At 65.7% G+C, this 16,682-nt stretch carries 16 protein-coding genes; 10 read left to right on the top strand and 6 right to left on the bottom strand.

Features of this window, described 5'->3' with window-relative positions:
* The first annotated feature begins 144 nt into the window (after positions 1–144).
* Positions 145–375, top strand: a complete 231-nt coding sequence (locus IGS58_RS14175) for a hypothetical protein (protein ID WP_230521784.1) — start codon at positions 145–147, stop codon at positions 373–375.
* Here IGS58_RS14175 and IGS58_RS14170 read toward each other — a convergent pair.
* On the bottom strand, positions 329–1,444 hold the full coding sequence (locus IGS58_RS14170; protein ID WP_230521783.1) for a DNA topoisomerase IB: 1,116 nt from the start codon (positions 1,442–1,444) through the stop codon (positions 329–331). The genes IGS58_RS14175 and IGS58_RS14170 overlap by 47 nt on opposite strands.
* Before the next feature lie 92 nt (positions 1,445–1,536).
* Between IGS58_RS14170 and IGS58_RS14165 the strand changes: the two genes are divergently transcribed.
* A complete protein-coding gene (locus IGS58_RS14165) occupies positions 1,537–1,920 on the top strand; it encodes a YkvA family protein (protein WP_052140069.1) in 384 nt (127 codons plus the stop codon).
* Here IGS58_RS14165 and IGS58_RS14160 read toward each other — a convergent pair.
* The 4 genes from IGS58_RS14160 to IGS58_RS14145 form a co-directional block, all read right to left on the bottom strand.
* A complete protein-coding gene (locus IGS58_RS14160) occupies positions 1,917–2,087 on the bottom strand; it encodes a hypothetical protein (protein WP_230521782.1) in 171 nt (56 codons plus the stop codon). The two genes, IGS58_RS14165 and IGS58_RS14160, sit on opposite strands and share 4 nt — an antisense overlap.
* A 91-nt stretch (positions 2,088–2,178) precedes the next feature.
* Positions 2,179–3,360 (bottom strand): serine hydrolase domain-containing protein, encoded by a 1,182-nt coding sequence (locus IGS58_RS14155; RefSeq protein WP_230521781.1) that lies wholly within the window; start codon positions 3,358–3,360, stop codon positions 2,179–2,181.
* 107 nt (positions 3,361–3,467) lie between these two features.
* Complete coding sequence (locus IGS58_RS14150; protein ID WP_099387623.1) at positions 3,468–4,763, bottom strand: cation:proton antiporter; 1,296 nt, start codon at positions 4,761–4,763, stop codon at positions 3,468–3,470.
* A gap of 49 nt (positions 4,764–4,812) precedes the next feature.
* Positions 4,813–5,928, bottom strand: a complete 1,116-nt coding sequence (locus IGS58_RS14145) for a mechanosensitive ion channel family protein (protein WP_230521780.1) — start codon at positions 5,926–5,928, stop codon at positions 4,813–4,815.
* A 259-nt stretch (positions 5,929–6,187) separates the two neighbouring features.
* Between IGS58_RS14145 and IGS58_RS14140 the strand changes: the two genes are divergently transcribed.
* From IGS58_RS14140 to IGS58_RS14130, 3 genes are read left to right on the top strand one after another with little or no spacing between them, the layout of a single operon-like run.
* Complete coding sequence (locus IGS58_RS14140) at positions 6,188–8,455, top strand: alpha,alpha-trehalose-phosphate synthase (UDP-forming) (protein WP_230521779.1); 2,268 nt, start codon at positions 6,188–6,190, stop codon at positions 8,453–8,455.
* The gene (gene otsB / locus IGS58_RS14135) at positions 8,455–9,216 is read left to right on the top strand and encodes a trehalose-phosphatase (protein ID WP_230521778.1); all 762 of its coding nucleotides are present in this window, start codon (positions 8,455–8,457) and stop codon (positions 9,214–9,216) included. The genes IGS58_RS14140 and otsB overlap by 1 nt, the downstream gene beginning before the upstream one ends.
* Positions 9,217–9,219: 3 nt before the next feature.
* The gene (locus IGS58_RS14130) at positions 9,220–11,049 is read left to right on the top strand and encodes a glycoside hydrolase family 15 protein (RefSeq protein ID WP_230521777.1); all 1,830 of its coding nucleotides are present in this window, start codon (positions 9,220–9,222) and stop codon (positions 11,047–11,049) included.
* A 72-nt stretch (positions 11,050–11,121) separates the two neighbouring features.
* Here the strand turns inward: IGS58_RS14130 and IGS58_RS14125 are convergent, their stop codons facing one another.
* Entirely contained in the window at positions 11,122–12,042 is a 921-nt protein-coding gene (locus tag IGS58_RS14125; RefSeq protein ID WP_070256268.1) for a LysR family transcriptional regulator, read from the bottom strand.
* A gap of 119 nt (positions 12,043–12,161) precedes the next feature.
* Here IGS58_RS14125 and mdcA point away from each other — a divergent pair, with 119 nt between their 5' ends.
* Genes mdcA through mdcE form a run of 5 tightly spaced genes read left to right on the top strand, consistent with a single transcriptional unit; the run spans position 12,162 to position 16,680 of the window.
* Complete coding sequence (gene mdcA / locus IGS58_RS14120) at positions 12,162–13,835, top strand: malonate decarboxylase subunit alpha (RefSeq protein ID WP_092604754.1); 1,674 nt, start codon at positions 12,162–12,164, stop codon at positions 13,833–13,835.
* A complete protein-coding gene (locus IGS58_RS14115) occupies positions 13,835–14,725 on the top strand; it encodes a triphosphoribosyl-dephospho-CoA synthase (protein WP_442908364.1) in 891 nt (296 codons plus the stop codon). The genes mdcA and IGS58_RS14115 overlap by 1 nt, the downstream gene beginning before the upstream one ends.
* The gene (locus IGS58_RS14110; protein WP_230521776.1) at positions 14,712–15,020 is read left to right on the top strand and encodes a malonate decarboxylase subunit delta; all 309 of its coding nucleotides are present in this window, start codon (positions 14,712–14,714) and stop codon (positions 15,018–15,020) included. Before IGS58_RS14115 ends, IGS58_RS14110 begins: the two co-directional genes overlap by 14 nt.
* Positions 15,017–15,871, top strand: coding sequence for a biotin-independent malonate decarboxylase subunit beta (locus IGS58_RS14105; RefSeq protein ID WP_230521775.1), 855 nt, complete (start codon positions 15,017–15,019; stop codon positions 15,869–15,871). Before IGS58_RS14110 ends, IGS58_RS14105 begins: the two co-directional genes overlap by 4 nt.
* The gene (mdcE, locus tag IGS58_RS14100) at positions 15,868–16,680 is read left to right on the top strand and encodes a biotin-independent malonate decarboxylase subunit gamma (RefSeq protein WP_230521774.1); all 813 of its coding nucleotides are present in this window, start codon (positions 15,868–15,870) and stop codon (positions 16,678–16,680) included. Before IGS58_RS14105 ends, mdcE begins: the two co-directional genes overlap by 4 nt.
* Positions 16,681–16,682 lie beyond the last annotated feature (2 nt).

Here is a 16,682-nt window from a genome sequence, read left to right as displayed (position 1 = left end):
AATCTGCCGACACGGGACGTTATGGCTGAGCGCTGTCAGCGCTGTCCTACCCGTCTTGTCGAAACTGTCTGATTGTATGCCTTGCGGAAACACGCGATGATCGTGTTCATGCTGCAACAGCCAACCATTCCGACGGAGTATGCGATGCAAAAGCCAGACCAGTCCATTCACGTGAACAAGCCGTTCCTGCTGATCTGCCTGTTTACTTTCTCGACCCTGGCGGCCACCTTGACCAATACGGGCGAGGCGCCGGCCAGTGATGCCGTGCCGGCGCCCGTGGCGCGCGAGGCTGGCCATGGCACCTTGCCCATCTGCAGCAGCGATGCCCTCACACTGTCGGCCCAGTGCCAGCCGCAGCCCGCGCGCCAGGCTTGAGCGCCCCTTGGTTGACGGCCTGCGCCTGCAGGCGCTGCTGCAGCAAGGCCAGCACGGCTGCTTCTTCCGGCGCCAGAGCCTGTAGGTCGTCCTGCATTTGCTGCCGCGCCCGCGCGCGCATGCCTTCCAATAAGCTGCCATCCAGATACGATTCCAGCACGGCCGGGTGCACATAGCACTTGCGGCAGATCGTCGGCGTGTTGCCCAGCTTTTTAGCCACGGACTCGATCGCCTGCACGATGTTTTTCTTGGCTTGCGTATCGGAGTCGACCTGTTCGAACGCTTGCAGGGCCAGCGCGGCCAGCAAGGTGCCGGACCAGGTGCGGAAATCCTTGGCCGTGTAATCTTCGCCCGTCACCTCGCGCAGGTAATCGTTGACGTCGCCCGAGTCGATGCCGTGGCGCTCGCCCTCCGCATCCACATATTGAAACAGTTCCTGACCCGGCAGTTCGCGCATGCGCTGCAGCACCCTGGCCAGGCGCCGGTCGCTCAGGCGGATATCGTGGCGCACGCCGCTCTTGCCCTTGAAATGGAAGGCTACGGCGCTGCCGTCGACCTGCACGTGGCGCGTGCGCAGCGTGGTCAGGCCGAACGATTTATTTGTGCGCGCATATTCTTCGTTGCCGATGCGCATCATCGTCAATTCCAGCAGGTGCACGATGGTGGCCAGCACTTTTTCACGGGGCAAGCCTGGCAACTGCATGCCGCGCGCGACGGCGGCGCGGATGGCGGGCAGGGCGCGGCCAAAGCTGAGCATGCGCTCATATTTCGCTTCGTCGCGCACCTGGCGCCAGCGCGCATGGTAGCGGTACTGTTTTCGTCCGCGCGCGTCGCGTCCCGTCGCCTGCAGGTGGCCGTTGGCGTGCGGGCAGATCCACACGCCCGTCCAGGCCGGTGGAATGGCCAGTGCCTTGATGCGCGTCAAGATGGCGGCATCGCGCAGGATCGACCCGTCCGCGTCGCGGTAGCGGAACTTGCCGGGCTTGCCCAGGCGGGCGATGCCGCCCTGGTGGTCGCCCGTGTAGCGCAGGCCGGCGGCGCGGGCCGTGGTGGTGGCAGATATTTCCATGACGATAGCTTACCTTGCAGGCCGCGCACCCGCCGCGCCGTTATGCTAAGGTGCGCATTCGTAACGCCGTGCGCGGCAGACAGGAGCAGCAGATGTTTGGCAGAAAAAAGAATCTGGAAGAAGACCACGCCCCCCAGGCCGACAAACAGTATGAAAAGAAATACACGGATGACAGCTTCTGGGACAAGGTCGTCAAGTTCGCCAAGACGGCGGGACGCGAAGTCATCGAGAAAGCCCTGTGGCTGTACTACGCGGCGCAGCAGCCGAACACCCCGCTGTGGGCCAAGACGGCCATTTATGGCGCGCTCGGCTATTTCATTTCGCCGATCGACGCGATTCCCGACATCACGCCCGTCGTCGGCTATGCGGACGACCTGGCCGTGCTGGCGGCGGCCGTCGCCACGGTCGCCACCTACATCACGGCCGAGGTCAAGGAACGGGCCGCCGAGAAATTGCGCGGCTGGTTCGGCGTCTAGGCACCGGGAGCGGGCTGGCCCGGTTGGCCCTTGACGGCATTGCGGTAGCGGGCCCTGGCCTCGGCCCTCTTGCCCGCTTCGCTGGCGATGTTCTGCGCCCTGATGCGGGCTTTTTCACTCTTGCTGCGCTGCTGCGCCACGTCCTTGTTGCCGATACGGTTAGTCATGCTGGTCTCCTCGTTGAGTGTCAAGTCTGACCAGCACAGCATACTTTCTTGCCCGCGCGCCACCGTGCGTCCGCTCACACAAGCGGCATGCCTACCTCGCTGGCGCGCCGCTGCCGCCATGCGCCAGCAGGCGCAGCACGACTTCTTTCTGGAATGAGCGAAACTCCTTGTCGGCGCTGACGTTGGCGAAGGCCAGCACGGCAGTCTTGCTGGCCCGGTCGACGCAGACGACGGACGCGGCGCCCGGGTCGCCGCCGCTGTGCGTGGCCAGCGGCTTGCCGTCGACGTCGCGCAGCTGCCACACCAAAGCCTGGCGTACGGACGCATCGGCAGGCACGACGGGGGCCGCTTGCGGGGCGAAAAACAATTGCAGGGTGGAATCTTGCAGGTAGCGGTGGCCATCGACCCGGCCGCCATTGCTGAAGATGGCCAGGAAACGGGCAAAGTCATGCACCGAGCTGCGCAGCAAGCCGGCCGGCCAGTCCGGATAGCCGACGGGTGGCAGCACTTGCAGGCCAGGTTCCTTGTGCGCATACGGCTGAGCGACGACGGCGCGCCGCGGCAAGCCGGCCAGGTTCCAGGCCGTGCTGTCCATGCCCAGCGGTTCGAACAGGTGCTCGTGCGCAAAGGCGTCCAGGCCATCGGGGTTCAAGCGGCCCACCAGATAGCCGAGCAGGGCGATGCCGACATTGCTGTAGCGCCATTCCGTGCCGGGCCGGGCGGCAAACGACACATCCGCGTCATACCAGGCGCCGCCGCGCGACAGATAGCCTTTGACGAAGTCGCGCAGGGGCAGTCGCGGGTCGCCCTGCACGGCAAACGCCGTCGTCTTTTCGTACACGGCGTCGGAAATGCCCGAGGTGTGGCTGAGCAAATGCCGGAAGGTGATGGGCACATCGGGAAACTTCGGATGCATGAGCGGGAAGTCCAGGTGGGCCGCCACCTTGTCGTCCAGCTGGAAGGCGCCTTGTTCCAGCAGCATCATGATGGCCGTGGCCGTCACGAGTTTGCTGACGGAGGCGACATGGAACACCGTGTTGGCATCGGCTTTCTTGCCGGCCTGGATGTCGGCCCAGCCATAGCCGCGCGCGAATATGGTGCGCTCGCCGCGCACCACGGCCACGCTCATGCCTGGCGTTTCCGTGCGGGCCAGGCCATCGCGCATGAAGCCGTCAAATGCCGTTTCCCACGCCAGCCTGGCCGGATCGGTGGCGCAGCCCGTTTGCAGCAGGGCTAGTGAGACGCCCAGTCCCAGCACGCTTCTTCGTTTCATTGCTTCTCTCTTTTGCCATTTTGAATGATCTTAACAATATTTCTGCCAGCCATAGGGGCAATTGACAAAAACATTGCTACACAGCAATGGTAATGGGGCGCCGGCGCCTATTTGCGCCAGTAGCGCTCCAGCAGGGGTTTGACCGTCAGGCCGTGCGCGACGATGGACAGGATGACGACGACCAGGGTGATGTCGGCCAGTTCGCGCGCCAGGCCGCGCGGCAAGCCATGCGCGATGGCATAGCTGAGGTAGTACAGCGAGCCGATGCCGCGCACGCCGAACCACGCGGCCAGCCCGCGCAGGCGCATGCCGGTGCCCGACGCCAGCAAGCCAAGCATCACGCTGGCCGGGCGCGCCACCAGCAGCAGGAACAGCGCTACGCTCCACGCTTGCCAGTTCCAGGCGGCGGCCGTGACAGCGCCGCCCAGCAACAGCACCAGGGTCAGTTCGGACAGGCGTTCCAGGTGTTCCTTGAAGACAAGGGATTCGCCGCTGACGGTCAGCGGCACGTCGCTGCCGTGCGGCTTGGTGGCGGACACGGCATGGGTTTCTTCCGCCTGCAGCAAGCCTTGCCGGTCTTTCGGCGCGCCGGCCAGCCGCAGTTCCGTCTGGCGCAATGCCACGCCGGCAAAAAAGACGGCCAGGAAGCCCCACGCGTGCAGCCAGGTAGTCAGGCCGTAGACGAGGGCGATCAAGCCCAGGGCCGCCAGATCGTCCAGCATCGCGTGTTTCGGTTCCTTGGCGCGCACCTGCCAGCCCAGCCAGGCCAGCAGCGCGCCGCCGGCCGCGCCCAGGGCCATGGCGCCTGCGCTGGCCCAGACCAAATCGCGCCACAGCCAGGTGGCGCCGTGCGGCCCCAGTTCATGCAGGCCCAGCAAGCCCAGGCCCAGCATGACGAAAGGAAATCCGCTGCCATCGTTCATGCCCGCCTCGCTGGTCAGGATGAAGCGCAATTGCTCGCTGTCGCCCGCATGGCGCAGCTGCACGTCGGTGGCCAGCACGGGGTCGGTGGGTGCGAGGATGGCGCCCAGCAGCACGCCGGCGCCCCATGGCAGGCCCAGCACCCAGTAGGCGAACGCGGCCACCAGGGCCACGGAAATAGCCATCGACAGCCACGCCAGGCGCAGCGACGGCAGCCAGCGCGCCAGGCTGAATGGCACGGGCATCTTGACGCCGGCGGAAAACAGGGAGATGAGGACGGCGATTTCCGTCAGGGTTTCCAGCAGGGGCGCTTGCTGCACCAGGTCGAACGCAAACAGGCCGAGGAACATGGGGCCCAGCAGCAGGCCCACGCCCAGGTAAGCCATGGCCGAGGTCAAGGGCAGACGCGCGATGCCGTCGGCGCCCAGGCCACGCGCCAGCATCAGGCAGCCGATCAGGATGAACCAGGCGGTGGTGCTCATGCGAACCATTGTAGCGGCGCGCGGGCAAGGGCAGCGCGCCGCAGGTTTTTCAAGCCTTGTGCAGTGACACGCTGTCGTTCTGCGCCTGCATGGCGTGCAGCTCGATGGGGTCGTGCGTGGAGCGCAAACGGGGCAGGCCGTGCGGGTAGTGTGCCGTAATAAATGCCAGCATCTGCTCGCGCACGATACAGCGCAGCTCGAAGGCCAGGCCTGAATCTGCCGCGCTGATCAGAAAGCGCACGCGCACGGCCCGCTCGTTCGAATCTGTCGCCTGCACCGTGCAGACCCGGCCATCCCATTGCGTGGCGGATGCGCAGATGCGCGTCAGTTCCGTGCGCAGCGGTTCGAGCGGGATGCTGAAATCGAGCCACAGGAACACCGTGCCCAGCAGGGTGGACGAGCTGTGCGTCCAGTTCTCGAACGGATTTTCTATGAACCATTGCAGCGGCACGATCAGGCGGCGCTCGTCCCACACGCGCACGACGACATACGTACCCTTGATTTCCTCGACCTTGCCCCATTCGCCGTTGACGATCAGCACGTCATCGATGCGAATCGGTTGCGAAAACGCAATTTGCAACCCAGCAATGAAATTACCGAGCACGGGACGGGCGGCGATACCGGCCACCAGGCCCGCCACGCCGGCCGAGGCCAGCAGGCTGGCGCCGATCTGCCGCGCGCCGGGCAAGGTCAGCAGCACGAAGGCCAGGCCCAGGATCACGACGATGGCGTGCGCGCTGCGCGTGAGCACGCGGGCCTGGGTGATCAGGCGGCGCGCGCGCAGGTTGTCAGCCACGTCGACGGGATTGACTTCGGAAATCGTGATGGAGAGGGCCTGGATGCACTGCATGGCCAGCCAGGTCAGCGCGATGATCAGCGCCACGCTGGTGATATGCGACATGGCGACCAGCCCCGGCGTGTCGTCGGGCGCGCCGGCCAGCACCATGCGCAGGCCGAAGACGATCACGCACAGCTGGCTGGCGCGGAAGGCCACGCGCGTGGCATTGGTGGTGAACGGGCGGCCATTGGCCAGTCTTTTCAGCAGGCTGATGCCGGCTCGGTGCACGCCGATGGCGACCACGGTGACGAGCAGGGCGGAAACGAACACGGTCAGTGCCGAGCGCAGCGGGCCTCCCATCAGCGAGTGGAACGTGCTGAGATCCATAGGCGAAAACTCCTTGAAATTGGTGGGGGGGATGTCGGAAGCGGGTATTTTACGGGCAGATGGCGTAACGGGGGCGTGCGTTGCCGTACGGATAAGACCTGCGTCAACGTGGATACTGGAAGAAATTGCTGCGCTGCGCCATGCCATGTTGACGTTTCAATACGGAAAGCAAACGGGCGTCGCCGCAGTGGAAACATAGTCATACTTGCCATGCTTTTTGTTTTTGCAAAGGAAAACGATGATAGTACGATCACTCCGAATGTCCTTGCGCTTCATCCTGCCACTGGCTCTGGTGCTGGGATTGTTTGCTTATATTGTGGTACCCCTGCTCGACAATATCACCCTGCGCTGGTATGTGCGCGACCTCGACAGCCGGGCAGAATTGCTCGCCGGAACCCTCCGGCCCTCGCTCACCGAATACCTGCCCGCGCAAGATGCCACCCGCATCGGCGAACTGTTCCAGGGCGCCACGCGCGACGAACGCCTGATCGCCATCGGCTTTTGCGACAACGCGGGCCACCTGGTTTACCAGTCCGCGCAATACCCCGCTTCCATCGGCTGCTGGAGCACGCCTTCCACTGGCGGCCTGTACAAATCCCTGGCGCAATTGCCGCAAGGGCAAGTCCACATCAGCGAAACGCCCGTCATGCAGGATGCATCCCAGCTGGGACGTCTGGTGCTGGTGCAGGACATGAGTTTTGTCGAGCGCCGCAATACGGATACCAAGCGCTTCATCTTTGCTTTCCTGGCCGTGCTGGCCGTATTGATTTCCCTGATGACCGTGTTCGTGGCGCACCTGAGCTGGCGCGGCTGGCTGTCGGCCGTGAAGGATATTCTACGGGGCGAATTGCTGCCGAAAAGTAATGGCGCAGTGGCCGCCGCGACGGCGCCCGCCGCCGCGCCCGCGCCGCCGCCGGAAATGCAGCCGCTGATCGGCGACTTGCGCGAATTGCTGCAGGAATACCACCTGGAACGCCAGGGCGACAACGGCTGGTCGTCCGACTGGACGCCGGACAAGCTGCGCGCCTTGCTGGAAGCGGACTTGCAGGGCGACCAGGTGCTCGTCGTGTCGAACCGGGAACCGTATATCCACACGAAAACAGATGCCGGCATCACCGTGCAGCGTCCTGCCAGCGGCCTGGTGACGGCCGTGGAAGCCGTGATGCGGGCCTGCTCCGGCACGTGGATCGCGCATGGCGCCGGTTCCGCCGACCGCGAGACGGTCGATAAGCTCGACCACGTGCCCGTGCCGCCCGACAATCCCAGCTATACCTTGCGCCGCGTGTGGCTGACGGAAGAGGAAGAGCAGGGCTACTATTATGGTTTCGCCAATGAAGGCATGTGGCCGCTGTGCCATATCGCCCACGTGCGCCCCGTGTTCCGCTCGTCCGACTGGGAGCAGTACGTGAAGGTCAACCGCCGCTTCGCCGACGCCGTGATCGCGGAGGCGAAGACGGACAACCCCGTCGTGCTGGTGCAGGATTACCACTTTGCCTTGTTGCCGCGCATGGTGCGCGAAGCCTTGCCGAAAGCGACGATCATCACTTTCTGGCATATCCCCTGGCCGAACTCGGAATCGTTCGGCATTTGCCCTTGGCGCGAAGAAATCCTCGACGGTTTGCTGGGCAGCACCATCCTCGGTTTCCATACGCCATTCCACCGCAAGAATTTCCTGGAAACGGTGGACCGCTACCTGGAAACGCGCATCGAGCCGGAAGCGTCGACCATTTCCTATGGCGGCGAAATGACGCAGGTCGAGGATTACCCGATTTCCATCGCCTGGCCGGAAGACAATCCGGCGCAGCCCGACGTAGCCACCTGCCGCGCGCAGATCCGCAGCGAGCTGGGCGTGGCGTCCGACCACTTGCTGGGCATCGGCGTGGACCGCCTCGATTACACGAAGGGCATCGTCGAGCGCTTCCAGGCCGTCGAGCGCATGCTGGAACAGCAGCCTGGCATGGTGGGCAATTTTACCTTTGTGCAAATCGCCGCCCCCAGCCGTGCTTCGCTCGATGAATATCAAAGCTTCGACGCCCGCGTGCGCAAGATGGTCGAGCGCATCAACCGCCGCTTCGGCAGCGGAGACTATGTGCCCATCCTGCTGAAAGCGGAGCACCACGGCCAGGACGATTTGCAGCGCTATTTCCGCGCTTCCGAAGTGTGCATGGTGACAAGCTTGCATGACGGCATGAATCTGGTGGCCAAGGAATTCATCGCCGCGCGCGACGACGAGCTGGGCGTGCTGGTGCTGTCGCAATTCACGGGCGCCGCGCGCGAGCTGCATGAAGCGCTGATCATCAACCCGTATCACATCGAGCAGGGCGCCGATGCCCTGTACCGCGCCCTCGTGATGCCGCCCGTGGAGCAGCGCGAGCGCATGAAGAGCATGCGGGCCCGTGTGAAACATTTCAATGTCTACCGCTGGGCCGGGCGCATGCTGCTGGACGCGGCCCGCTTGCGCCAGCGCGATAAGGTCATGACCAAGATCGACGCCCACAGCCGCATCAAGCGGCGCAAGGGGATCTGATGGACGATACCCCTGACGATAGCGCGGCCTTGCTGCAACTGCTGGGTACGCCTGGCACAGCCGTCTTCCTCGACTTCGACGGCACCCTGGTCGACCTGGCGTCCACGCCCGATGGCGTGCGCCTGGAAGCGGGCGTGGTTGAAGCGCTGGCGCTGCTGGCCGAGCGCCACGGCGGCGCGCTGGCCCTCATTTCCGGGCGTCCCATAGTCCAGCTCGATGCCATGCTGGCGCCCTTGACCCTGCCGGTTGCCGGCGTGCATGGCGTGGAGCGGCGCGGCGCCGATGGCGTGCTGCATGTGGCGGCCACGCCCGATGTCTCGCCCGTGCTGGCGTGTGCGCAGGCGTTGGCGGCGAGGTACCCCGGTTTGCTGGTGGAGCAGAAGCGCGGTGCCGTGGCCCTGCATTACCGGCTGGCGCCCGAACTTGAGCAGTTATGCTGGCAGGAAATGACCGCAGCCGTGCAAGCGTGCCCCGGGGTACTGCTGTTGCATGGCAAAATGGTCCTGGAAGCCAAGCCGGCCGCCACCGACAAGGGCGGCGCCATCGCCGCCTTCATGCAGGAAATCCCATTCGCCGGCCGCCGGCCCGTGTTCGCGGGCGACGATACCACCGACGAGGCAGGCTTTGCCTATGTTCAACTAGCAGGCGGGCAGGGCGTGAAAGTGGGCAAGGGCCCCAGCGCCGCCACCCTGCGCCTGGCCAGCCCGGGCGCTTTGCGCGCCGCGCTGCTGGCCGCGTCCGTATCGCCTTTCAAGGAGTAGCCGATGACCATATCCACTGAACAAGCTGATGACACCCCCGGCGGCGCGTCCGCGCAAGCATCCCTCAACTGCGGCGTGGTGGGCAATTGCGCCTTCAGCGCCCTGATCGACCAGGCGGGGCAGGTCGTCTGGTCCTGCCTGCCCCGTTTCGATGGCGATCCCGTCTTCAACGGCTTGCTGGACGCCACGGAAAACGGCAGCGTGTGGGCCATCGACATTGAAAACTTTGCCCGCAGCGAACAGTTTTATGAGCCGAACACGGCTGTGCTGCGCACGCGGCTGTACGATACGGATGGGCGGGGCGTGGAAATCACGGATTTCGCGCCCCGATTCCTCAGCCGCGACCGCATGTTCCGCCCGCTGATGCTGATCCGCCGGGTGCGGCCGCTCGATCACGCCGTGCGCATCCGCGTGCGCCTGCGCCCCCGCTACGACTGGGGCCGCCTGGCGCCGCAAATCACGCAGGGCAGCCACCATATCCGCTACGTGGGGCCGGAACAGACCTTGCGCCTGAATACGGATGTGTCGCTCAATTATGTGCTGAGCGAAACGTATTTCGTGCTGGGCGGCACCGCCAACTTCCTGCTGGGCCCCGATGAAACCCTGGCCGGCGGCATCGACGAGACGGCGCGCATCTTCGAAAAGGAAACCATCAACTATTGGCGCACCTACACGCGGCGTCTGGCCGTGCCGCTGGAATGGCAGGACGTGGTCATCCGCGCCGCCATCACCTTGAAATTGTCTTTATATGAAGACACGGGCGCCATCATCGCCGCCATGACCACCAGCATCCCGGAAGCGCCCGGCAGCAGCCGCAACTGGGACTACCGCTATTGCTGGCTGCGCGATGCCTTCTTTGTCGTGCGTGCATTGAACAGCCTGTCGGAAGTGGGCACGATGGAAGAGTATTTGCGCTGGCTGACGAATATCGTCGCCCGCTCGAAAGGCGGCCACATCCAGCCTCTGTACGGCATCGGGCTGGAAGAGCAATTGCCCGAATCCATGCTCGACCATTTGCCCGGCTACCGGGGCAATGGTCCCGTGCGCGTCGGCAACCAGGCGCAGGAACACTTCCAGCACGATGTGTACGGCAACATCGTGCTCGGTGCGGCCCAGGCTTTCCTCGACCACCGGTTGTTCCACCGGGCGGGAAAAGCCGAGTTTGCCGCGCTGGAAGCCGTGGGCGACCAGGCCTTCAAATTGCATGCGGAACCGGACGCGGGCATGTGGGAGCTGCGCACGCGGGCGAGGGTCCACACCTCGTCCATGCTGATGAGCTGGGCCGCCTGCGACCGCCTGGCCAAGGTCGCGCACAAGCTGGGCCTGGACGACCGGGCCGACCACTGGAACAGCCGCGCCGTGCTGATCCGCGAACGCCTGCTGCGCGAAGCGTGGAGCGAAGAGCGCCAGGCCTTCGCGGAAAGCCTGGGCGGACGCGACCTGGACGCGTCCGTGCTGCTGATGGCGGAAGTCAACTTCATCGACCCCATGGACCCCCGTTTCATCGCCACCGTCGACGCGCTCGAAGCATCGCTGTGCGACGGCCCCTACATGCGCCGCTACGAGGCGCCCGACGATTTCGGCAAACCGGAAACGGCCTTCAACATCTGCACCTTCTGGCGCATCGACGCCCTGGCGCGCATCGGCAGGAAGGATGAGGCACGCAAGATCTTTGAAACAATGTTAATGGCGCGCAACCACCTGGGCTTGCTGTCGGAAGATACGCACCCGGTGACGGGGGAGATGTGGGGGAACTTCCCGCAGACTTACTCGATGGTGGGACTGATCAACTGCGCGGTGCGGTTGTCGGCGCCTTGGGATAGTGCGATTTAAGTTCACCCCCAAGGCAATTTCCGGGGTCGGACCCTCAGGGTCCGACCCCAGCTTTTTCACTGCTCGGGGTAATCACGCGCCAGCAGGCTCGCGCCGCCCATACAACCTGCACTCCGCCGCCAGCGCCAGCAAGTTCGGGTCGCGCTCGCGGCTGCTCAGCATCAGCAGGGTGATTTGCTGGTGCGAGCCGTAGCGGGCGTCCAGCGGAATCAGTTCGATGCGCGAGCTGAAGGCGCGCACGCGGCCGGGCAGCAGGCTATAGCCGATGCCGCCGCTCACCAGGTTGATCAGCGAGAAGATGTCGCCCACGCGCATGGCCGTGTCGGGCACGAATCCCGCCAGCTCGAATGCGTGGTTGAAGCTTTGCGAGGTCACGAAACCCTCGTTGAGCGTGACGAATTTGTCGTCGCGCAGCGCCTGCAAGTCCACCGAGGCGGCGCCCGCATAGGGCGAGGCCAGCGGCGCGGCCAGGAAGATGTCGTCCTGGAACAGGGGCACGGCCACCAGCCCGGCATGCTGTTCGTCTTCCTGCACGCCGACGATGATGGCGTCCAGCCTGCCGTCGGCCAGGCTTTGCAGCAGTTCGCGGTTCGACCCCAGGGTCAGGTCGATGTCCAGGCCCGGCCGGCGCAGCTTCAGGGCGATCACCAGTTGCGGGATGCAGTGCAGGGTCAATGAATAGAGGGAGCCGATCTTCAGGCGCACGGGATTGATGCCCGACATTTCGCGCACCTTGCGCACGCCTTCCTCGCACTCTGCCAGCGCGCGCCGCGCCGATTCGGCAAAGGTGTAGGCCGCATGCAGCGGGATCAGGCTGCGGCCCTCGCGCTTGAACAGGGGACAGCGCAAGCCGTCTTCCAGCGAATGCAGGGCGCGGTGCACGCTGACCGTGCTCTGGCCCAGCGCATCGGCCACGCGGGCCAGGTTGTTCAATTCCATGAAGCTGAGAAACACTTCCAGCTTTTTCAGGGTAATTTCTTCATTGATGGCCATGATCACCGTGATTATCGTGAGTTCATTAACTTCAGGGTAATGAACATGGTAGCAGGTTGATTGTCGCGGTGACGCTTTCGTTCTATCGTCGGGGTTCGATAGCTCATTCCGGAGGCAAGATGTCAACCGCCACAGCAGCGCCAGGGCAGCGGCAAAAACAATGGGACACGCGGCGCACCGAGAAGCGCCGCCGCCTGGAGGCCGTGCGCCAGTACGCGAGCGGCCCCGTGCTGCAACAGGGCGACATGGTCGCCGTGCTCGAAGCGCTGCTCGCGCCGGGCGACCGCGTCGTCCTCGAAGGCAACAACCAGAAGCAGGCCGATTTCCTCGCCCGCATGCTGACCCAGGTCAATCCCGACAAGATCCACCATCTGCACCTGATCATGCCCAGCGTCAGCCTGCCCGAGCATCTGGACTTGTTCGAGCGGGGCATCGCCCGCAAGCTCGATTTCTCGTTTGCCGGCACGCAAAGCCTGCGCATCGCCCAGTTCCTGCAGGATGGCTTGCTGGAAGTGGGCGCCATCCACACCTACATCGAGCTGTATGCGCGCCTGTTCGTCGACCTGACGCCCAACGTCGTCATGGTGGCCGGCTACATGGCCGACCGCCAGGGCAATCTGTACACAGGCCCCAGCACGGAAGACACGCCCACCCTGGTGGAATCGGCCGCCTTCCGCGACGGCATCGTCATCGCCCAGGTCAACCAGATCGTCGACGATGTCAGCGACTTGCCGCGGGTCGACGTGCCCGGCTCGTGGATCGATTTCGTGGTGCAGTCCGACAAGCCGTTTTTCATCGAGCCCCTGTTTACCCGCGACCCGCGCGTGATCAAGCCCGTGCACGTGCTGATGGCCATGATGGCGATCCGCGGCGTGTATGAAAAACACCAGGTGCAGTCGCTCAATCACGGCATCGGCTTCAATACGGCCGCCATCGAGCTGATCTTGCCCACGTATGGTGAGCAGCTGGGCTTGAAGGGCAAGATTTGCCGCAACTGGGTGCTCAACCCCCATCCGACCCTGATCCCGGCCATCGAGACGGGCTGGGTCGAGAGCGTGCACTGTTTCGGCGCGGAGCTGGGCATGGAAGGCTATGCGGCCGCGCGGCCCGACGTGTTTTTCACGGGCCGCGACGGCTCGATGCGCTCGAACCGCGCCCTGTGCCAGCTGGCCGGCCAGTACGCGGTCGACCTGTTCATCGGCGCCACCCTGCAGATGGATGGTCTGGGCAATTCGTCGACCGTGACGAATGGCCGCCTGGCCGGCTTCGGCGGCGCGCCCAATATGGGCCACGATCCGCATGGCCGGCGCCACCCGACGCCGGCCTGGCTGGACCTGATCGAGACGGACGATCCTCTCGCGCGCGGCAAGAAGCTGGTGGTGCAGATGGTCGAAACGTTCCAGGACGGCGGCCAGCCGACCATCGTCGAATCGCTCGACGCCGTGGCCGTGGGCCAGGCCAGCGGGATGCCGCTGGCGCCCGTGATGATCTATGGCGACGACGTCACCCACGTGCTGACGGAAGAGGGCATCGCCTACCTGTACAAGGCCCGTTCGCTCGACGAGCGCAAGGCCATGCTGGCGGCCGTGGCCGGCGTGACGCCCATCGGCCTGCGCCACGACCCGAAGACGACGGCCAAACTGCGCGCCGACGGTTTGATCGCGCTGCCCGAGGATATCGGCGTGCAGCGCGGCGCAGCCAGCCGCTCGCTGCTGGCCGCAAAAAGCATCGCCGACCTGGTCGAATGGTCCGACGGACTGTATCAACCACCCGCCAAATTCAGGAGCTGGTAATGATGACAATGATGACCACAATGACGACGACAGTGCCGGTGCAGGTACTCCCTGCGGCGCTGGCGCGGCAGGTGCTGCAGGCGCTGCTCGATGAAGTGACCCTGACGCCGAAACCGGGCCTCGTCGATTTGCGCAGCCGTGGCGCCCATGCGGACCTGAACTGGGCCCTGATGTGCCATTCGGCCTGCGTGCTGGAGCCCGTGTTTCAAGCCATGGCCGACGCTGGCGCACAGAGTGAAGACGACGACCTGCTGCGCGAGCGCATCGGCGCCATCGGCCGCGATGGCGAGGCGCTGATGCTGGCAGCCACGGGCGGCGTGAACACGCACAGGGGCGCCATCTGGGCGCTGGGCCTCTTGGTGACGGCGGCGGCGCAGCAGGGGGCTAGGGGCGCATCGCTGGCACCGCAGGCCGTGGCGGCGCGGGCCGGCGCGCTGGCCCGTTTGCATGACCGCGGCGCGCCTGGCGTTACCGGCAACAAGGGCGAGCTGGCATGCCGCCAGTATCGGGTCGATGGCGCTCGAGGCCAGGCCCGCGCCGGTTTTCCCCTGGTGACGGGCGCCGGGTTGCCCGCCTTGCACGCCTCGCGGCTGCGCGGCGACAATGAAACGACGGCGCGGCTGAACGCCTTGCTGGCCATTCTCGGCCAGCTGGACGACACCTGCGTGCTGTCGCGCGGCGGCGAGCCGGCCTTGCTGGCACTGCAATCGGGAGCGGCGCGGGTGCTGGCCGCCGGCGGCGCGGCCACTGCCGCCGGTACCGAGGCGCTGCTGGCGCTGGAAGCGGTGGCGCTGGATCGCGGCGTGTCGCCGGGCGGCGCGGCCGACTTGCTGGCGGCGACCCTGTTCCTCGACCGATTGACAGAAGGAGAAGCGCATGGAAACGCGTGAGTATACATTCCCGGCAGGACGGCCGGCGGCAGGGCGGGCCCTGGCCGGCGTCGTCGGTTCGGGCGACCTGGAAGTGTTGCTGCAGCCTGGCGACGATGGCGTGACCCGCATCGTCGTCAACACCTCCGTCGACGGCAAGGGTGCCGTGTGGGATGCGCTGTTGCTGCGCGTCTTCGGCGGCGAGCCGCTGCCGGCGGCGGTCATCGTCATCAACGATTGCGGCGCCACGCCGGGCGTGGTGCGCATGCGCATCGAGCAGGCTTACGAAGAATTGCAAGCGGGGAGGGCGGCATGAGCACATTGCAACAACTGCTGGAGCGCGACAGCTTCATCGAACGGGGTGCGCGCAGCCGGGCCAGGGCCTTGCTGGACTCTGGCAGCATGCGCGAACTGCTCGACCCGTTCTGCGGCATGGCTTCGCCCTGGCTGCCGCAGCAAGGCGTCACGGCGCAGGCGGACGACGGCGTGGTGGTGGCCAAGGGCCTGTTCGACGGCCAGCCGGCCGTGGTGCTGGCCATCGAAGGCGCCTACCAGGGCGGCAGCATGGGCGAGGTGGGCGGCGCAAAGATCGCCGGCGCGCTGGAACTGGCGGCGCGCGACAACCGCAATGGCGTGCCGACGCGCGCCGTGATCCTGTTCGAGACGGGCGGCGTGCGCCTGCAGGAAGCCAACCTGGGTCTCGCTGCGATTGCCGACATCCATGCCGCCATCGTCGACCTGCGCCGCTACCAGCCCGTGATCGGGATTAGTGCCGGCACCGTGGGCTGCTACGGCGGCATGTCGATCGCGGCGGGCTTGTGCAGCTATCTGGTCGTCACGCGCGAGGCGCGCCTGGGTCTCAACGGTCCGGCCGTGATCGAGCAGGAGGCGGGCGTGGACGAATTCGACTCGCGCAACAAGCCCTTCATCTGGAGCTTGACGGGCGGCGAGCAGCGCTTCCACAGCGGCCTGGCCGACGCCTATGTGGAAGACGACACGGCGCAGATGCGCGCCACCGTGGCCGCATTGTTCGCACGCGGCGTGCCGGTGCAGCACCGCAGCGACCAGGCCGACGTCTTCCTGGCCCGCCTGGCGCAAGTCGACGCTGGCCCGCAAGCCACGCCGGAAGCCGTGCGTTTGATCTACAGCAAAGGAGCAGCAGCATGAACGCCATCACCGATACGAGCCGCGGCGCCGTCTGGCTGGCGGCACTCACGAACAACGCTGCGCCGCTGGACGGCTACCCGCTTTCCGTGCGCGTGGTCGACGCGCCGCTGGCGGGCGCGCCGGCGCGCTACCTCGCCGTGCTGCCCGACCCGGACAACCGTTTTGCGCGTGCCCGCACGGGAGAAATCGGCCTGGCCGAGGCGTGGCAGCTGGCGCGCGCCGTGCAGCAGGTTGTTGATGAGGACCGCGCGCTGGCCGTGAAACGGCCCATCGTCGCCGTCATCGACGTGGCCAGTCAGGCCTATGGCCGGCGCGAGGAAGCGTACGGCATCCACCAGGCGCTGGCCGGCGCGGCGGGGGCTTACGCCGAGGCGCGCCTGGCGGGCCATCCCGTGATCGGCCTGATCGTCGGCAAGGCCATGTCGGGCGCCTTCCTCGCCCACGGCTACCAGGCCAACCGCCTGATCGCGCTCGACGATCCGCAAGTGATGGTGCACGCGATGGGCAAGGCGTCGGCGGCGCGCATCACCCTGCGCACCGTGGCAGCGCTCGAAGCGCTGGCCGCGACCATCGCGCCGATGGCCTACGACATCAGGAACTACGCCAGCCTGGGACTGCTGTGGCAAACATTGCTGGTGGCGCAGCCCGATGATCCGTCGGCGCAGGATACGGCCGCCGTCGACGCCTGCCTGCAGGCGGCTCTCTGCGATATCCGCGCCGACCCGCAGCGGGATCTTTCCAGCCGCCTGGGCGCGCCGCACCGCCAGGCATCGGCAAGAGTCAGGGAGGTATTGCAGCAGCAGTGGTAGGT

This window comes from Janthinobacterium sp. EB271-G4-7A (assembly GCF_020858075.1).
GTDB lineage: Bacteria > Pseudomonadota > Gammaproteobacteria > Burkholderiales > Burkholderiaceae_D > Janthinobacterium > Janthinobacterium lividum.
Note: the sequence above shows the minus strand (reverse complement) of the source record. Positions and strands in the feature narration are given on the sequence as shown.

Excerpts from the sequence above, each read along its gene's own strand:
- IGS58_RS14160 (WP_230521782.1), bottom strand. The coding sequence starts at position 2,087 with ATGACTAACCGTATCGGCAACAAGGACGTGGCGCAGCAGCGCAGCAAG.
- IGS58_RS14150 (WP_099387623.1), bottom strand. The coding sequence starts at position 4,763 with ATGAGCACCACCGCCTGGTTCATCCTGATCGGCTGCCTGATGCTGGCG.
- IGS58_RS14145 (WP_230521780.1), bottom strand. The coding sequence starts at position 5,928 with ATGGATCTCAGCACGTTCCACTCGCTGATGGGAGGCCCGCTGCGCTCG.
- IGS58_RS14110 (WP_230521776.1), top strand. The coding sequence starts at position 14,712 with ATGGAAACGCGTGAGTATACATTCCCGGCAGGACGGCCGGCGGCAGGG.
- mdcE (WP_230521774.1), top strand. The coding sequence starts at position 15,868 with ATGAACGCCATCACCGATACGAGCCGCGGCGCCGTCTGGCTGGCGGCA.
- IGS58_RS14105 (WP_230521775.1), top strand. The coding sequence starts at position 15,017 with ATGAGCACATTGCAACAACTGCTGGAGCGCGACAGCTTCATCGAACGG.
- IGS58_RS14155 (WP_230521781.1), bottom strand. The coding sequence starts at position 3,360 with ATGAAACGAAGAAGCGTGCTGGGACTGGGCGTCTCACTAGCCCTGCTG.
- IGS58_RS14175 (WP_230521784.1), top strand. The coding sequence starts at position 145 with ATGCAAAAGCCAGACCAGTCCATTCACGTGAACAAGCCGTTCCTGCTG.
- mdcA (WP_092604754.1), top strand. The coding sequence starts at position 12,162 with ATGTCAACCGCCACAGCAGCGCCAGGGCAGCGGCAAAAACAATGGGAC.
- IGS58_RS14125 (WP_070256268.1), bottom strand. The coding sequence starts at position 12,042 with ATGGCCATCAATGAAGAAATTACCCTGAAAAAGCTGGAAGTGTTTCTC.
- IGS58_RS14165 (WP_052140069.1), top strand. The coding sequence starts at position 1,537 with ATGTTTGGCAGAAAAAAGAATCTGGAAGAAGACCACGCCCCCCAGGCC.
- IGS58_RS14130 (WP_230521777.1), top strand. The coding sequence starts at position 9,220 with ATGACCATATCCACTGAACAAGCTGATGACACCCCCGGCGGCGCGTCC.
- IGS58_RS14170 (WP_230521783.1), bottom strand. The coding sequence starts at position 1,444 with ATGGAAATATCTGCCACCACCACGGCCCGCGCCGCCGGCCTGCGCTAC.
- IGS58_RS14115 (WP_442908364.1), top strand. The coding sequence starts at position 13,835 with ATGATGACAATGATGACCACAATGACGACGACAGTGCCGGTGCAGGTA.
- otsB (WP_230521778.1), top strand. The coding sequence starts at position 8,455 with ATGGACGATACCCCTGACGATAGCGCGGCCTTGCTGCAACTGCTGGGT.
- IGS58_RS14140 (WP_230521779.1), top strand. The coding sequence starts at position 6,188 with ATGTCCTTGCGCTTCATCCTGCCACTGGCTCTGGTGCTGGGATTGTTT.